This window comes from Gottfriedia sp. NPDC056225, assembly GCF_042267765.1.
Lineage (GTDB): Bacteria > Bacillota > Bacilli > Bacillales > Bacillaceae_G > Gottfriedia.
In genome coordinates, this window is sequence record NZ_JBHJTJ010000003.1 from 192,891 (window position 1) to 209,800 (window position 16,910).

The window sequence follows — 16,910 nt, forward strand, 5'->3', positions numbered from 1 at the left end:
TTGGTTTAATATACCATGTAAGTAGAAATCGTGAAATCGCTAAAAAATGTATGCAGCATTTATATCAGTCATTAGATTTATGAATATATTAGAGCTAAAATCGATTCTTAAATAAAATAAAGTTTTAAATAGTTAATAGAATAAATCGTACTAAGTACATTTGGTGATATGATAGAAGTTGACTGGACAAATCCCCAAATGAGAACAATTCAAGATTTGCGATTTTGAATAATTTAAAGGGAGCGTTGCCATTGTTTAAGGACGCTTCTTTTTTAGTCTAATGGAGGTAAAGTTTTTGAGAATTTTAGCTGTAGAAGATCATAAAGAAGTTTTAAATTCAATCGTTGAATTATTATCAAATGATTTTAAAGTAGATAAGGCATTAGAAGGAGAAGAAGGCTTCTTCATGGCTATGCAAAACATATATGATGTTATTGTATTAGATGTAATGTTACCAGAAAAAAATGGATTTGAAATCGTAAAGGATTTGAGAAAAGAAGGGATTCATACACCAGTACTATTTTTGACAGCAAAAGATTCACTAGAGGATCGTGTTGAGGGATTGAACTTAGGTGCTGATGATTATTTAGTCAAGCCATTTCAAGGACCGGAGTTACTAGCGAGAATTTATGCACTACTTAGAAGAAGTGGTAAACTAACAATTGATAGTTCATTAAAATATCAAGGTATTATTTTAAAAGGAAAAGAACATCCAGTCGAAGTAAATAATGAAACAATCCATTTAACAATTAAACAATATGAGCTTTTAGAATACTTCATTCAAAATCAAGGGAAAATTTTAATGAAAGAACAAATTTTTGATCGAGTTTGGGGATTTGATTCGGATACAACGGTTGCCATTGTCGAAGTATATGTTCACCAACTTCGAAAAAAACTAGAGCCTTTTAATTACGGTAGTATAATAAAAACTGTCAGAGGAATCGGATATATTATGAAAGATGACTAGGTGAAGAAATGTTTAAGAAAACTAAAATTCGATTAACGATTATAAATTCGGTAGTATTTATTTTACTAATTGGAATCCTTTCTTTAATTATTTATTCATACACAAATAATCGTTTGTATAAAGAGGTTGATCAATCACTTTTATGGAATATTAATCGGATTCAAAATAGTGATAATCCAAATCGTTTACCAATTTCTAATCGGGATCCCCGTGTATTAATGATTATGTGGGATGAAAATAAAAAAGTAGTAAATCCGATGCCAGGTATCAATGTAATAGAGTTACAAGATGAATTAAAATATCCTAAAATAATAAACGAAATATACAATGTTAAAATTGGTGATATGAATTATCGTACGATTTCAATTCAAGGTGAGACAAATCGCGGGAAAATTACACTACAAATATTACGGAATATAGATTCGGAAAAGGATTTAGTAGATACATTGCTCATCATATTAATTGTTGGCTGGGTATTAGGAAGTGCATTGGCAGTTGTAGCCGGATATATTTTGGCTGGACGTGCACTTGTACCGATTACAAATGCTTGGCAGAAGCAACAGGAATTCGTTTCTGACGCTTCCCATGAAATACGGACACCTTTAACAGTCATTCAGTCACGTTTGGAATTATTACTTAGAGAACCTAGTGCTACAATTGAGGAAAAAGCACAAGATTTTTCAATCATGTTAAAAGAAAATAGGCGACTATCTAAACTAGTTGCAAGTTTATTAACTTTAGCTAGATCGGACTCGGGACAAATACAACTAAATAAAAAAGTATTTTCTTTAAACGAATTGTTAGAAGAAGTAACTTCCCATTTCACTGAGATTATATCATTTCAAAATAAAGAACTATTGTTGAGGATTAAAGGAACGTATTTTCATTTTGGTGATCAGGAAAGACTTCATCAGTTACTTGTAATTTTAATCGATAATGCAATGAAGTTTACAAATGAGAATGACACGATTGAAATTAGCTGTGAACAAGTGAAAAATCATTTTCTAATAAAAGTTATAGATAGTGGCGTTGGAATAAACGAGGAAAATCTTCCTCGAATATTTGATCGGTTCTTCCAAGAAGACGCATCTCGTACATCTAAAAATGGAATTGGACTAGGATTATCAATCGCAAAATGGATTGTTGAAGAGCACGGTGGGAAAATTAAAGTTCAAAGTAAAAAAGATGAAGGAACTAGCTTTGAAATTACATTGCCAGTCCATTCATCTTTAAAAGGTTAATCATTTTGTTTCTTAATCTAAGAATATTACCCATTATTTAGGATGTTTCCGACATTATTTCCTAAGAAATAACGATAAACTACAAATTATTAGAAGAACATTAAACTTCTCGTAATAAGACAAAAAAGCGACCTATATTTTTGATGGGTCGTTTTTTATTTTGCAAAGCAGTACGAGGTTTTTTTGTTAATAATGCCGAATAATTGTTATAGAGATAAGAATAAGTTTTCTTATCTCTTGATTTTAAATGGCCGAAATTCTACTCTAAAAAACGGGGGAAATAAAGTTGAGCTGTAAAATAGAAGTTAAATAAGAAACTCCGAAATTTTTTTCGATACCTTTTATCCTGTTCTTCTTTTACCTGCCCTTAAATAGTCGCATTTTTAATGTGCACATACATAAAATAATAGCAAGGAGGTCATTTGAGATGGAAAAATACATTTTGTCACTTGACCAAGGGACGACTAGTTCGAGAGCAATATTGTTTAATAAAGAAGGTAAAATTGTACATATAGCTCAAAAAGAGTTTACTCAATATTTTCCAAAGCCGGGTTGGGTAGAGCATAATGCGAATGAAATTTGGGGATCGGTTCTTGCTGTAATCGCAACTTGTCTTGCGGAAGCGAATATTAGTCATGATCAAATTAGTGGGATTGGAATTACAAACCAACGTGAAACGACAGTCGTTTGGGATAAACATACTGGGATCCCAATTTATCATGCGATCGTTTGGCAATCAAGACAAACGGCTGAAATATGCGAGGAACTGAAACAAGGTGGTTTTGATTCAATAGTCCGTGAAAAAACAGGGCTTCTTATTGATGCTTATTTTTCCGGTACTAAAGTAAAATGGATTCTTGATCATGTAGAAGGTGCTAGAAAAAAGGCTGAGGCAGGCGATTTACTATTTGGCACAATTGATACATGGTTAGTTTGGAAGCTTTCTGGTGGCAAAGCGCATGTAACAGATTATTCAAATGCATCTAGAACGATGATGTATAATATTTATGAATTAAAGTGGGATCAAGACTTATTGAATATGTTAAATATTCCAGAAAACATGCTTCCGATTGTTCGTCCGTCTTCAGAAATCTATGCGAATACGGTTAGTTATCATTTCTTTGGAAGTGAGATTCCAATTGCGGGAATAGCTGGTGATCAGCAAGCAGCATTATTTGGTCAGGCATGTTTTGAAAAAGGTATGGCTAAAAACACATATGGTACTGGTTGTTTTATGCTAATGAATACAGGAAATCATGCAGTTAAGTCAAATCATGGACTACTGACAACAATTGCATGGGGGATAGATGGAAAAGTTGAATATGCACTTGAAGGCAGTATATTTGTTGCTGGCTCTGCTATTCAATGGCTACGTGATGGTTTAAGAATTATTAAAAATGCTGCTGATAGTGAGAAATATGCTACTAGAGTAACTTCATCTGATGGAGTTTATGTTGTGCCTGCATTTGTAGGATTAGGTACACCATATTGGGATAGTGAAGTACGCGGAGCAGTATTTGGTTTGACAAGGGGAACATCTAAGGAACATTTTATTCGTGCTACATTAGAAGCGCTCGCATATCAAACAAAAGACGTATTAACAGCAATGGAGGCAGATGCCAACATTTCATTAAAAACATTGCGAGTAGATGGTGGAGCAGTTAAAAATAATTTCTTAATGCAATTTCAAAGTGATTTATTAAATGTACCAGTTCAACGTCCGATTATAAATGAAACCACTGCATTAGGTGCGGCTTATTTAGCTGGATTAGCAGTAGGATTTTGGAAAAACCAAGAGGAAATTGCTGGACAATGGCAAATGGATCGTTGCTTCGAGCAAGCGATGTCAAATGATTTAAGCTATGAGTTATATTCGGGCTGGAAAAAAGCAGTGAATGCAGCACTTGCATTTAAGTAAATAGAACATTCAATTGTTTACTAAAATTTTAGGACCATTCTACATGGAATTGTAATTGTAGTGGTCCTTTTTAATTTTAAGAGAATTTCTTTTACCGTGTCTTTAATATCAACTAGAAAATTTGTTGAAGTGAGGTAGTACAATGAATGAACAATTTTCGAGTTTAAAAAGAAAAAAGATCATGGAAAGATTAGCTGAAAAGGTGTTCGATGTATTAATAATTGGTGGCGGAATAACAGGTTGTGGGATCGCGCTGGATGCATCTACAAGAGGAATGACTACTGCATTAGTTGATATGCAGGATTTTGCATCTGGTACATCAAGTCGTTCTACTAAGCTTGTACATGGTGGTTTGCGATATTTAAAACAATATGAATTTAAAATGGTGGCAGATGTAGGCAAAGAGCGAGCAATTGTTTATGAAAATGGCCCCCATGTCACGACACCTGAATGGATGTTACTTCCGATATACAAAGGTGGTACTTTTGGAAAGTTTAGTACGTCTCTAGGGCTAAGGTTATATGATTACTTAGCTGCTGTAAAAAAAAGTGAACGAAGGAAGATATTAAATCAAAAAGAAACAATTGATAAGGAACCATTAGTTAAAAGAGAGGGACTTAAAGGTGGTGGATATTATGTCGAGTACCGCACAGATGATGCTCGCCTAACAATCGAAGTAATAAAAAAGGCAGTTGAACATGGGACACAGGCAATCAATTACGTTAAGGTTACAGATTTTATTTATGAAAATACTAAAATAGTAGGTGTACATGTAATTGATTTAATCACAAAAGTACCTTTTACAATTCGAGCAAATAAGATCATTAACGCAACAGGACCATGGGTTGATCAGTTAAGGGAAATGGAACGCTTAGAAAGTGATAAAAATCTGAGATTAACTAAAGGGGTACATCTAGTGATTGATCATCAGAAGTTCCCTTTAAATCAGTCTGTTTATTTTGATACGCTAGATGGTCGAATGATATTTGCAATTCCAAGAGATGGAAAGACCTACGTCGGTACGACTGATACATTTTATGATCAAGATACTGCTAATCCATATGTAAGTAATGAAGATAGAGAGTATATTTTAAATTGCATTAAGTATATGTTTCCGACAATCAAATTGGAAGATACCGATGTTGAATCGAGCTGGGCTGGTATTCGTCCTTTAATTTTTGAAAAAGGGAAGGATCCTTCTGAAATATCAAGGAAGGATGAGATCTGGGTATCTTCTTCAGGATTGATTACGATTGCAGGAGGGAAATTAACAGGATATCGTAAAATGGCCGAGACGATTGTAGATAAACTATTAAAAGAAAATAAAAATAAATTTAAAGAGTGCCAAACTAAAAATTTACCAATTTCGGGTGGAGATGTTGGTGGTTCAAAAGGAATTAATTACTTTACAAAGCGATTCTCGTCTGCAGGAATCGCGATTGGCTTAAGTGAATCGGAGTATAAATTATTAAGTAGGAAATATGGATCTAATATTGAGCAGTTATTGAATATTTCATTTAGTAACTTGAAGAATCAAACAAGTTTACCATTACCGCTATTTTTACAGTTGGAATATGGAATTCAGAACGAAATGGTTGTAAAACCAGTGGACTTTTTTATTAGAAGAACTGGATTTTTATATTTTCAAATTGATTTAGTTAATAAATATAAGGAAGAGGTCCTTCGTTATATGACAAGTAGATTAGGTTGGAGCAACTATCAAATCATAGAATATCGTCTGGAATTGGAAGAGCACATAAAAAATGCAGTTACAGCTCATAATGAATGATGTTCAAAGCAATTTTAAAATGAAACCCAGACTGATTGGAAGCAAACATTTGCGATCAGTCTGGGTTTTTTTGATTATCTTGAAACAAATTTATTATTCGTAATCCAAAATCTCCACGGATAATCCTTTGCTTCTCCAGTATTATCGATCCCAATTCTAGGACCGCTACTAATATGCTCTGGCTTAATCCCCTCCGTAATATAAACCGGCGGTAACCAAAAAGGCTTCCCATAAGACTCCATCGTAATATTTAATGCTTTCGTAAGCTTTCCTGGTCCATTCGTTAAATTAGTAATCGGCTGATTTTTCCGATTTTCGATCATTTTTTCAATCCCGTCCAAAGGCTCTAGTGCCCTAATTAATACAGCATTAGGTATACCAACTTCCCCGCAAACAACATTTATTAAAGTATGGGTATGCATTTGATAAGTATAGATGAAACCTGGCTCATGGAACATAATTTCAGTTCGTTTCGTGCGTCTGTTTTGAAAACTATGTGCAGCTCGATCATCCGGTCCCATATAGGCTTCGGTCTCTACAATTACTCCAGATATTTCCATTTCATCAGCACTATGAACTAAGATGCATCCTAAAAGATCCTTGGCTAATTGTAAAGTAGGTTTTAAAAAGAAATCTTTTTTTAATGTCGAATTCATAAGAAACTCCTCAAAAAATGTTGGTTGAAAAGAGAAAATGCATTATTTTGTCGAGATAATAAGTTGTATTACCTATTCTGTTTGTTAAAAAAATTTTAAAAATAGATTAAATAGATTAATTGTAACATTAGAAATTATTCATTATTACTCATTGTACAATACCCCTTAAGCCTGTACTATTTATTTGTTATTAGAAGATTCGAAAAAAGGGGTGTAGAATTATGGCAAAACCATCATATTGGAAAGTCTTATCAAGTGTTTCACTTGTTACAGCTTTAAGTATGTCGATTCTTACAGCTGGAGTTACTACAAAAGCAGCAATTCCAACTGAAAGTGAAAGTAAGCAATTAGTAGAAAGTCCTAGTCTAGATTTAAACATTGTTGATGAAGACAGATTAGCACAAGCATTAACAGACAGAGGTGTTATTAAAAAATCTGATAGTGCAAAAACAGTTAAAGCAAAGGTACAAGCTTATCTTGATAAAAAGCAAGGTGAAAATGTAAAAGTAAGCGCTTCTGTACATAATTCTTTAATTGCTGAAAAGCAAAGAAAAACAATCGAAAGACAAAAACAACAGCTAGCAAAACAATTAAATAATACGAATGAGAAAGCTGCTAAAGGTAAAGCCGATGGTTTTGTTCAAGTAGATCCAGCTAAACAAGGCAAATACAATGGTGGAACTCGTGAAGATAATGTATTAGTTATATTAGCTGAATTTGCAGATTTTAAACATAATAATGTTGATAAGCAAGATGGATATATGTATGCATCTGATTTTAACAAGAAACACTATGAAAATATGTTATTTGGAGACAAAGACTTCAAATTATATGATGGCTCTAAAGTTAAAACGTTTAAGCAATTTTATGAAGAGCAATCAGGTGGAAGCTACACTGTAAAAGGTACAGTTACAGATTGGTTAACTGTTCCTGGAAATGCGGATGACTACGGTGCTGATAGTGAAACAGGTACTGATAATGGAGGATCATTAGGACCTCGTGATTTTATTAAAGATGCAGTAAAAGCTGCTGTTAAATCAGGTGTTAATTTAGCTGATTTTGATAAGTTAGATCCATATGACATAGACGGAGATGGCAATATTAATGAGCCAGATGGTTTAGTCGATCACTTAATGGTAATTCATGCTGGAACTGGTGAAGAAGCTGGAGGCGGTAAATTAGGTGACGATGCAATTTGGTCACACCGTTGGACATTAGGACAACCAACTGAATTTGATGGAACTAATGCAGCTGTTCCTTACTGGCACGGTAAGATGGCAGCATATGACTATACAGTTGAGCCAGAAGATGGTGCAACAGGCGTATTTGCTCACGAGTTTGGTCATGATTTAGGCCTACCAGATGAGTATGACACTAATTACTCAGGTAGTGGTGAACCAATTGCTTCTTGGTCAATTATGAGTGGTGGTAGTTGGAACGGGAATATTGCTGGTACAACACCATCAAGTTTCTCTCCACAAAATAAAGAATTCTTCCAAAAAACGATGGGTGGAAACTGGGCTAATATTACAGAAGTAGATTACAAGGAAATTGATCGTTTAGGTATGCAAACTGTTATCGATCAAAGTGTAACAAAATCAGGTAATCCTGGTGTTGTAAAAGTAAACTTACCGAAAAAAGAAGTGAAAAGTAAGATTCAGCCTTTATACGGTAAAAACTATTATCATAGTTTAAAAGGTGATAATTTAGACACAACTATGACTTCACCTGTTATCGATTTAACTGCGGCTACAAGTGCAAACTTCTCATTTAAAGCAAACTATGAAATTGAAAATAATTTTGACTATTTAGATGTGAATGTATTAGATTTAACTGGCAAAGTTATTGGTACTTTAGATACATTTGGTGATGAAAAAACGAACGCTCAATTTGACACAACAAATGGTCAATGGGTTGATAAATCGTATGATTTAAGTGCATTTAAAGGGCAAAAAGTTCAACTTCAATTTGAATACACTACGGATGGTGGATTATCTCCAGCTGGTTTTGGATTTGATGAAGCAAAAGTAACAGTAAATGGAAATACAGTATTATCTGATGGTGCTGAAGGTACTCCATTATTCACATTAGACGGTGGTGCAAGAGTATCTACCGGTACTGACTTATATAACCACTCTTATTACTTAGAGTGGAGAAACTATGCTGGTGCTGATAAATCACTAGAATACGCTCGTGGAGTGAAATATAATACTGGTTTAGTAGTTTGGTATGGTGATGATAGCTATACAGATAACTGGACAGGAGATCATCCTGGTGAAGGTTTCTTAGGGGTAGTTGACGCACATCCTAACGCAATCGTAGGAACTCTAAATGGTAAACCTTCTGTAGATCAAAGTACACGTTACCAAGTTGCAGATGCTGCTTTTAGTTATGATAAGTCACCTGCATTCTATATTAACTCACCATCTCGAGGAATCTTTGATTATCAAGGTTTAGCTGGTGTAACTACGTTTGACGATTCTAAAAAATATGCAGATCCAACAGGTCTAATTCCTGATGCTAGTAGAATAGTTCCAAACTATGGATTAAAATTCCAAGTAGTTGGTGAAGCAAAAGATAATTCTGCTGGTGCAGTTTGGATTCGTAAATAATAAAATTGATAGAATACGAGTTTGATATTTTCAAACTCGTATTTTTTTTGTAACAAGAAGTACTCGAAGTAGCTCGTCAGTCGACGAGTTTTTTTGCGTGGTTTTTATGAACAAAATGATTTTAATGGACTTTACGTCTTTAACGTTCATAAAAACTTTTTTCAGAATTATTAAATTATAATACGAGTATTAGAAAGCGTTTACAAAGAAGGGGAGGAAGTATAAATGAAAGTTAAAAAAACTAGTTTGTTGATAATGACGTCTTTGGTCGCAGTAAGTCTTGTAGCTTGTAAAGGGAGTAATGTAACTTCAGGAAGTTCTTATCCGAATAAGGCAATATCGGTTGTAGCACCATCTGGAGCAGGAGGTGGGTGGGATTTGACAGCTAGATCCTTCACTAAAGTATTAAGTGAAACAAAGCTCGTTAAGGAACCAATGACAGTAGAAAATAAGCCAGGTGGTGGCGGAACAGTATTTATGGCTGAGTATGCTACACAAGATAAAGCAAATAATGAAAAATTATTTGTAAACTCACCACCAATTATTATTAACAATTTGAAAAAAGATGGAAATAGCCCTTTTGGCTATAAAAATAGTACACCTTTAGCAGAGCTAACAAAAGATTATGGAGCAATCGTTGTAAAGGCTGATTCAAAGTATAAAGACTTAAAGTCGCTTTTAGATGATATAAAGAAGAATCCTAAAAATATTACGCTAGCTGGGGGATCTGCACCAGGTTCAATGGATCATTTAGTTGGAATTTTACCGGCTTATAAATATGGTATTGATCCTACAAAAATTAAGTATGTGTCATATGATGGTGGATCAGAAGCAATAACAGCATTATTAGGGAATAACGCCGATGTTATTTCAACTGATGTCTCTAGCACACTTGAATTTGTAAAATCAGGCAAGGTTAAAGTTTTGGCAGTCACATCACCTGAACGTTTACAAGGAGATGTATTATCTGAGTTCCCAACAGCTAAAGAGCAAGGAATTGATGCTGAGTTTATTATTTGGCGTGGGGTTTTTGGACCTGAAAAAATGTCTAAAGAAGCATATGCGTACTGGGAAAAAACAATTTCAAAATTAGTAGAAACTGATGAATGGAAAGAAGAAGTAGAAAAGCAAGGCTGGCAGCCAGAATATAAAAATGGTGATGAATTTAAATCGTTCTTAACTGAACAAGAAACACAAGTTCATGATTTATTAAAAGCTTTAGGAATGAGTAAGTAATAATTGAACTAAAAAAGGGGGATTGCACTCCCTCTTTTCACTACTAAAAATAAAGAGGTGAGATACATGAGTAAAAAATTTGATCGATTAGCGGCTATCATTTTTCTTATTACAGGTATTACTTTTATTTTAGAAAGCCGCAATATTGCAACCACTGCTTATGGGAGTGTAGTAGGACCGAATGTTTTTCCATTTATTCTTGGCTGTGCACTTTCTCTATTAAGCTGTCGGTTATTTTACGAAACATTTTCATACAAAGAAAAAGAAAAGGATGCAGTTCAATATAATTATAAACAGTTTTTTATTATCTTAGTTTCAGCTATTCTTTATGCACTTTTACTTGAAAAAATTGGCTTTATAATCAGCTCATTCTTATTTCTTATTGTTTCGATTCAAACATTGGAGCGTGGAAACTGGGTCAAATCAATCTCAATTTCATTAGGTTACTCAGTCATCATTTACGTTATTTTTGTTGAAGTTTTAAAAGGTACTTTACCTGGCTGGTCAATGTTTTAGGAGAAAAGAAGGGAGAGTTATCAATTGAGTACTTTTCAATATTTAATGCAGGGATTTGAAACTGCATTTACATGGTATAACTTATTGTTCGCTTTTGCCGGAGTATTAATTGGTACGGCAGTAGGGGTTTTACCTGGTATTGGTCCAATGAGTGGTGTTGCACTATTAATACCTGTAACTGCTTCTGTAACTGGGTTTTTAGGACCTGAACAAGCAGCGGGGAGTGCAATTATTTTATTAGCCGGTGTATACTATGGTGCTATGTATGGTGGTTCTACTACATCCATTTTATTAAACACACCAGGAGAATCTTCTTCGGTAGTAACAACTTTAGATGGCTATCAAATGGCGAAAAAAGGTAGAGCAGGAAGTGCTTTATCAATTGCTGCAATTGGTTCGTTTGTAGCAGGGATTTTTACACTTATTGCACTAATTGTATTAGCAAAACCATTATCGGCATTAGCAATTAAGTTTGGTCCAACTGAATACTTTTCTTTAATGCTTCTTGGATTATGCGCTGTTAGTGGACTAGCTGGAAAATCGGTAACTAAAGCATTAATTATGACAATCTTTGGATTACTACTCGCTACGATCGGAATTGATTCTGTGTCAGGTGTCTCTCGATTTACATATGACATTCCTTGGCTTTATCAAGGATTAGAATTTTTAACAGTAGCGGTAGGATTATTTGCTTTAGGAGAAGTATTTAAAACGATTATTGAAAATGAAATTGAAGATGGTGAGATGGCCAAAATTAATAATTTATTACCATCTAAAGCAGAATTAAAGGAAAGTGTGGCTCCAATTGCTAGGGGCTCAGTATTAGGATTTTTCGTTGGTTTATTACCTGGAGCAGGTGCCATTTTAGCTTCGTTCTTTGCCTATATATTAGAAAAGAAAGTTAGTAAAACGCCTGAAAAGTTTGGTACAGGTACAATTGCAGGGGTTGCATCTCCTGAATCTGCAAATAATGCAGCATCTGGAGGAGCGATAATTCCTTTATTAACTTTAGGAATTCCGAGTTCAGGAACAACTGCAATCTTAATGGGTGCATTAATGATGTATAACATACAACCGGGACCACTATTATTCGATGAGCATCCTGACGTAGCATGGGGATTAATTGCAAGCATGTTTATCGGAAACGTAATGCTTATCATTTTAAACATGCCTTTAGTAAAAATATTTGCAAAGATTATTCAAACGCCGAAGAAGTATTTATTGCCACTAATAGTAGCCATTTCAATATTTGGTGTTTATGCAGTACAAGTATCCGTAAATGATTTACTACTATTAATTGCATGTGGAATTTTTGGATATTTCCTATCAAAAAATGATTTTCCAATCGCACCATTAGTATTAGGAATCGTTTTAGGACCAATGATTGAAAATAATTTAAGAAGAGCATTAACAGTATCAAATGGTGATTATAGTATTTTCTTTAGACATCCTATTTCATTAGTATTTTTAATAATTGGAGCACTTTGGATCTTAGTTCCAATTTTGATGAAATTGAAAGGAAAAGAAGTAGTCATAAATGTAGAAGCTTAAAAATTCTAACAAAACTCCTTTAACAAAAGGAGTTTTTTGATTATTATAAAAACATAAGGGGAATTTTTATGCGTTTACATTATAAGTTAATCATCTTTATATCAGTTCTTATTCTAATAATAAGTAGTGTTTTTGAAATAGTATCTCAAGAAATGTTTCTAAAGAACCTTAAACATGAAAAAGGATTAAAGGCTCTAGCTATCTCTCAAACTGTGGCGAATATGCCTGAAATACGTGAAGCATTTTCAAACGAAAATCCTTCTGACACTATTCAGCCAATCGTTGAAAATATCCGAAAAAAAGTTGGAGCTGAATTTATCGTAGTTGGGAATAAAAACGAAGTACGTTATTCACATCCAAATCAAGCATTAATTGGAAAGAAAATGGTTGGGGGAGACAATGATAAAGTATTTAAAGGACAGGAGATCGTATCAGAATCCACTGGTACACTAGGCCCTTCCTTAAGAGGGAAAACTCCTATTTTTGATGATAACGACAAAGTGATTGGAGTTGTTTCTGTAGGCTATTTAATAAAGGATATTGATCATGAGGCAAAAGTCTTTAGTAAAAAACTATTAAAAAATAGTATTGTCATATTAATACTTGGAATCGGAGCAGCTTTTTTTATTTCGTTTAATATTAAAAAATCAATCTTTGGTTTGGAACCGAAAGAAATCGGAAGGATGTACAAAGAAAAACACGCCATATTAGAATCAATTCATGAAGGAATCATCGCTATTGATGAATATGGAGAGATTACTGTAGTAAATGAAAATGCCCATAAAGTACTTTCTATTCCAAATAATATTAAGCTTAGAGGATTAAAAATAGAAGAAGTATTGCATAATTCTCATTTAAAGAAAGTAGTTGAAACTGGCGAGCCAATTTATGATTTAGAGTTTTTAATTAATGAAAAAATGGTGATTATTAATTGTATACCGATAATTGGAGTCGATTCTAAAATTGTTGGAGCGGTAACGACTTTTAGGGAAAAATCGGAATTGAATAAATTACTAAATGAATTATCACAAATAAAAGCATATTCAGAAGGACTTCGAGCACAGGCACATGAATATTCGAATAAATTACATACAATCTTGGGGTTAATACAACTTGAATCCTATCAAGAAGCGATTGAATTAATTTCAAAGGAATCTAATATAACTCAAAATATCATCCATTTTATTATGGAAGAAATTTCGGATCCAGTCGTTGCGGGACTCCTACTAGGGAAAATAAGTTTAGCTAATGAGCTAAAAGTAGATTTTAACATTGACTATAATAGTAGTTTTGTTAATGTCCCGAAGGAAGTAAATCGGGAAGACTTAATCACAATTATCGGAAATCTATTAAATAACGCATTTGATGCAGTATTAGAAACGAATAAGTCTGAAAAGATTGTTTCACTGTTTCTTACTGATTTAGGTGATGACTTAGTGATTGAAATTGAAGATAATGCAAATGGAATCCCTGAAGAATTAATTGATGAGATTTTTGAATACGGTGTTACGTCTAAGGATCAATCTCATAATTCAGGGATTGGACTTCACCTTGTTCAAAGGCTACTCCATAAATTAAACGGACAAATTACTTTTCATTCAAACGAACATGGGGGAACTACATTTATTGTTGCAATTCCGAAACGCCAAAAGGAGAGTAACGGATATGATGAAAAAGAATTTAATAGAAGTGTTAATTGTTGAAGATGATAGTAGGATTGCAGAAATCCATCAGCGATTTATTGATAGAATTGAAGGGTTTAAGGTTATTGGTATTGCTACAAATTATCAAGAAGCAGTTGATTTAGTTGAAATTTTAAATCCTCAACTAGTTTTGCTAGATGTGTATTTTCCGGATATGAATGGCTTAGATTTTTTACAATGGATGAAGAAACATTCGATTATGGCAGATGTCATCATGATCACTGCATCGAAAGAAATCGATTCAGTTAATAAAGCTTTGCATTATGGCGTATTTGATTTTATTATAAAGCCAGTCATTTTTGATCGTTTTAAAAAGTCGCTAATTCGCTATGTAAACTATTCTAATAAAGTGAAAAGCTTACAATCAAAAAGTGCATATATTACGCAGGATGAAATCGATGGATTAATAGGAAAGAATAATACAATAATTGAAGAGCAAAGTCTATACCCTAAAGGAATAGATAAACTCACTTTAGATAAGGTGTTACTCGCGATAAGAGAAGTTCGAAACGGAATGACTGCTGAGAATATCGGGCTAGAAATTGGCGTTAGTCGCACAACTGCGCGAAGATATTTAGAATATTTAGTTTCGGAAGGTAAAGTTTCAGCAGATTTAGCGTATGGAACGATTGGAAGACCAGAAAGAGTTTATTTGGTCAAAAGCTAAGTAAAGTTCCTCAATGACTATGACAAACCTAACAATTCTGTAACAGAAAGAGCACTATTTTATAATAAGAGAAGTATATAAACGCTTGATATACAAGCGTTTTTGTATGTTTTTTACAAGTCTATGACATTGCTAGTCTACAAGAGTATGGCTAGTGTAAGCGTTGAAAATTTTCCGTTTGTTCTATAAACTATACTTTGCAATAACTACGGAGGTTTAGAAATGAAGATACGTTTATTAACAAAAGAAGATGCAGAAATCTATCTTAATATTCGTTTAGAAGGTTTAAAAGAGAATCCTGAAGTTTTTAGTACTACTATGGATGAAATACTTGATCAAGATGACCCAATTGAATACAAAGCAGAAATATTAGATAAAAATTATACGATCGGTGCATTTACGGACAAAGGTGAATTAATTGGAGTAGCCACTTTAAGAACGTTTGAAAAAGTTAAAGCAGAGCATAAAGGAAAAATAGAATCTGTCTATGTTTCTTCTAGAGCTCGAAAAATGGGTGCAGGCTATCTTTTAATTGAAGAGGCAATCCATTTAGCGAAAAGTCTGGGACTTGAACAACTTACATTAAATATCATAGAAGGAAACGAAACAGTAAAAAAACTGTATGAAAAACTAGGATTCAAAACATTTGCTAAAACACCTAATAGTTTGAAGTTGGACAATGAATATTGGGACCAAGAGCATATGATACTTATGTTAGAGACGGAAAGTGTAGGAAGTTAGAGATACTGAATTAAAATCAGTAAAACTGAAATTAAAATGGACAAAACTGCAATTAAATTTCTTAGAATCCCAAATTAGGTAGGATAATCCCTATACCGGTTAGGGTTCTTCTAAACAGACATATTTCAACAATATTTCTCGAAATTTAAGTCGAAGGCAGAGGCAGCGAATTAAATTTAAGTTATTTCTTCTCCCTGAACTAAAAAAGGATCACCTTAATCAAATTAAGGTAATCCTTTTTTAGTTTTAATTATTTAGTAAAAGTTTTTTCAATGTCATCTAACATTAAGTAAGCAGCTTTGATTCCACCTGCAGTGTTCCAAATAACATCACTTACTTTAATAACATGTCCATTTTTATAAGCATTTAACTTTTTGAATAATGGATCTTCTGTAAATTGTTTTTCAAGAGCAGTACCAGATTCTTTTCCGTTATCATATGTGAAGTAGAATATGTAATCTCCGTCCATTGCTGGAATTCTTTCTTTTGTAACACCCTGCTCAGCAAAATCAGGTGCATTTTGTTCTTCTGGACGTTGGAAGCCTAATTGTTTAAGAATTACACCTGAGAAAGTATCTTGGTGATAGATTCGAACATCAGCACCCATGAAACGTACCATTGAAATTTTTTGATTTAATTTATCGCCTAATTTAGCTTTTAGGTCATCTACACGTTTTGTATAATCAGCTAATACTGTGTTTCCTTGTTCTTCTTTATTTAAAACTTTTGCGTAAAATTTGAAATTCTCTTGCCAGTCTCCACGTAGTGTTTCAGCGAATACTGTTGGTGCAATTGCACTTAATTGCTCATATACTTTTTCTTGACGCATTTTATTACCAATAATTAAGTCTGGTTTTAAATCAGCGATTTTCTCAAGGTTAACTTCACTTTCTAAACCTACAACTTGAACGCCATCCATGTCTTTAGCAATATGATCATACCAAGGGTTTCCTGTCCAAGATTGAACAGCACCTACTGGTTTAACTCCTAAAGCAAGTAAAGCTTCTGTTCCTTCGTTAGTTAAAATAACAACGCGTTTTGGATTTGCTGGAACTTTAGTTGTTCCCATAGCGTGTTGAATCGTAATTGTATTTGAATCTTTGCTCTCATTACCAGAAGTTTCATCTGATTTTTTAGTGCCACAAGCACCTAATACCATAATTGCTGCAATAAATAGTGCAATTAATGAAGAAAATTTTAGTTTTCTCATTTCTTTACTCTCCCTTTATATTGATAATGATTATCATTTCTCTCGACAACATGTATTATAGATTAAGATTTTATTAGAAGTCAACAAGAAATTGATTATCATT

At 33.5% G+C, this 16,910-nt stretch carries 13 protein-coding genes; 11 read left to right on the plus strand and 2 right to left on the minus strand.

Going from position 1 to position 16,910, the window contains the following annotated elements:
• Positions 1–295 precede the first annotated feature (295 nt).
• The 4 genes from ACFCYN_RS04260 to ACFCYN_RS04275 all read left to right on the plus strand — a co-directional run bounded on the left by ACFCYN_RS04260 (position 296) and on the right by ACFCYN_RS04275 (position 5,915).
• A complete protein-coding gene (locus tag ACFCYN_RS04260) occupies positions 296–967 on the plus strand; it encodes a response regulator transcription factor (RefSeq protein ID WP_375947744.1) in 672 nt (223 codons plus the stop codon).
• A gap of 8 nt (positions 968–975) precedes the next feature.
• Positions 976–2,208, plus strand: a complete 1,233-nt coding sequence (locus ACFCYN_RS04265) for a sensor histidine kinase (RefSeq protein ID WP_375947746.1) — start codon at positions 976–978, stop codon at positions 2,206–2,208.
• Between the two features lie 427 nt (positions 2,209–2,635).
• Positions 2,636–4,126 carry a glycerol kinase GlpK gene (gene glpK / locus ACFCYN_RS04270; protein WP_375947748.1) on the plus strand — a complete coding sequence of 497 codons (1,491 nt, stop codon included), beginning with the start codon at positions 2,636–2,638 and terminating at the stop codon, positions 4,124–4,126.
• Positions 4,127–4,268: 142 nt separating this feature from the next.
• Positions 4,269–5,915, plus strand: a complete 1,647-nt coding sequence (locus ACFCYN_RS04275; RefSeq protein ID WP_375947750.1) for a glycerol-3-phosphate dehydrogenase/oxidase — start codon at positions 4,269–4,271, stop codon at positions 5,913–5,915.
• A gap of 74 nt (positions 5,916–5,989) precedes the next feature.
• On the opposite strand, the gene ACFCYN_RS04280 is transcribed toward ACFCYN_RS04275, so the two are convergent.
• Positions 5,990–6,571 carry a DNA-3-methyladenine glycosylase gene (locus tag ACFCYN_RS04280; RefSeq protein WP_172445932.1) on the minus strand — a complete coding sequence of 194 codons (582 nt, stop codon included), beginning with the start codon at positions 6,569–6,571 and terminating at the stop codon, positions 5,990–5,992.
• 221 nt (positions 6,572–6,792) lie between these two features.
• Here ACFCYN_RS04280 and ACFCYN_RS04285 point away from each other — a divergent pair, with 221 nt between their 5' ends.
• The 7 genes from ACFCYN_RS04285 to ACFCYN_RS04315 all read left to right on the plus strand — a co-directional run bounded on the left by ACFCYN_RS04285 (position 6,793) and on the right by ACFCYN_RS04315 (position 15,597).
• Complete coding sequence (locus ACFCYN_RS04285) at positions 6,793–9,183, plus strand: immune inhibitor A domain-containing protein (RefSeq protein WP_375947752.1); 2,391 nt, start codon at positions 6,793–6,795, stop codon at positions 9,181–9,183.
• Between the two features lie 225 nt (positions 9,184–9,408).
• The gene (locus tag ACFCYN_RS04290) at positions 9,409–10,419 is read left to right on the plus strand and encodes a Bug family tripartite tricarboxylate transporter substrate binding protein (RefSeq protein ID WP_172445930.1); all 1,011 of its coding nucleotides are present in this window, start codon (positions 9,409–9,411) and stop codon (positions 10,417–10,419) included.
• Positions 10,420–10,485: 66 nt separating this feature from the next.
• Positions 10,486–10,935 (plus strand): tripartite tricarboxylate transporter TctB family protein, encoded by a 450-nt coding sequence (locus ACFCYN_RS04295; protein ID WP_172445929.1) that lies wholly within the window; start codon positions 10,486–10,488, stop codon positions 10,933–10,935.
• Positions 10,936–10,959: 24 nt separating this feature from the next.
• A complete protein-coding gene (locus tag ACFCYN_RS04300) occupies positions 10,960–12,486 on the plus strand; it encodes a tripartite tricarboxylate transporter permease (RefSeq protein WP_375947755.1) in 1,527 nt (508 codons plus the stop codon).
• 68 nt (positions 12,487–12,554) lie between these two features.
• Positions 12,555–14,189: an ATP-binding protein gene (locus ACFCYN_RS04305; RefSeq protein ID WP_172445927.1), complete on the plus strand. Its 1,635-nt coding sequence runs from the start codon at positions 12,555–12,557 to the stop codon at positions 14,187–14,189.
• Entirely contained in the window at positions 14,155–14,856 is a 702-nt protein-coding gene (locus tag ACFCYN_RS04310; RefSeq protein ID WP_172447701.1) for a response regulator, read from the plus strand. Before ACFCYN_RS04305 ends, ACFCYN_RS04310 begins: the two co-directional genes overlap by 35 nt.
• Before the next feature lie 222 nt (positions 14,857–15,078).
• Entirely contained in the window at positions 15,079–15,597 is a 519-nt protein-coding gene (locus tag ACFCYN_RS04315; RefSeq protein WP_172445926.1) for a GNAT family N-acetyltransferase, read from the plus strand.
• Positions 15,598–15,847: 250 nt separating this feature from the next.
• On the opposite strand, the gene ACFCYN_RS04320 is transcribed toward ACFCYN_RS04315, so the two are convergent.
• Entirely contained in the window at positions 15,848–16,807 is a 960-nt protein-coding gene (locus tag ACFCYN_RS04320; protein ID WP_172445925.1) for an ABC transporter substrate-binding protein, read from the minus strand.
• Between the last annotated feature and the right edge of the window lie 103 nt (positions 16,808–16,910).

Bases quoted from the DNA above. Each gene is read 5' to 3' on its own strand.
- ACFCYN_RS04265 (WP_375947746.1), top strand. From the start codon at position 976: ATGTTTAAGAAAACTAAAATTCGATTAACGATTATAAATTCGGTAGTA.
- glpK (WP_375947748.1), top strand. From the start codon at position 2,636: ATGGAAAAATACATTTTGTCACTTGACCAAGGGACGACTAGTTCGAGA.
- ACFCYN_RS04275 (WP_375947750.1), top strand. From the start codon at position 4,269: ATGAATGAACAATTTTCGAGTTTAAAAAGAAAAAAGATCATGGAAAGA.
- ACFCYN_RS04280 (WP_172445932.1), bottom strand. From the start codon at position 6,571: ATGAATTCGACATTAAAAAAAGATTTCTTTTTAAAACCTACTTTACAA.
- ACFCYN_RS04285 (WP_375947752.1), top strand. From the start codon at position 6,793: ATGGCAAAACCATCATATTGGAAAGTCTTATCAAGTGTTTCACTTGTT.
- ACFCYN_RS04290 (WP_172445930.1), top strand. From the start codon at position 9,409: ATGAAAGTTAAAAAAACTAGTTTGTTGATAATGACGTCTTTGGTCGCA.
- ACFCYN_RS04295 (WP_172445929.1), top strand. From the start codon at position 10,486: ATGAGTAAAAAATTTGATCGATTAGCGGCTATCATTTTTCTTATTACA.
- ACFCYN_RS04305 (WP_172445927.1), top strand. From the start codon at position 12,555: ATGCGTTTACATTATAAGTTAATCATCTTTATATCAGTTCTTATTCTA.
- ACFCYN_RS04310 (WP_172447701.1), top strand. From the start codon at position 14,155: ATGAAAAAGAATTTAATAGAAGTGTTAATTGTTGAAGATGATAGTAGG.
- ACFCYN_RS04315 (WP_172445926.1), top strand. From the start codon at position 15,079: ATGAAGATACGTTTATTAACAAAAGAAGATGCAGAAATCTATCTTAAT.
- ACFCYN_RS04320 (WP_172445925.1), bottom strand. From the start codon at position 16,807: ATGAGAAAACTAAAATTTTCTTCATTAATTGCACTATTTATTGCAGCA.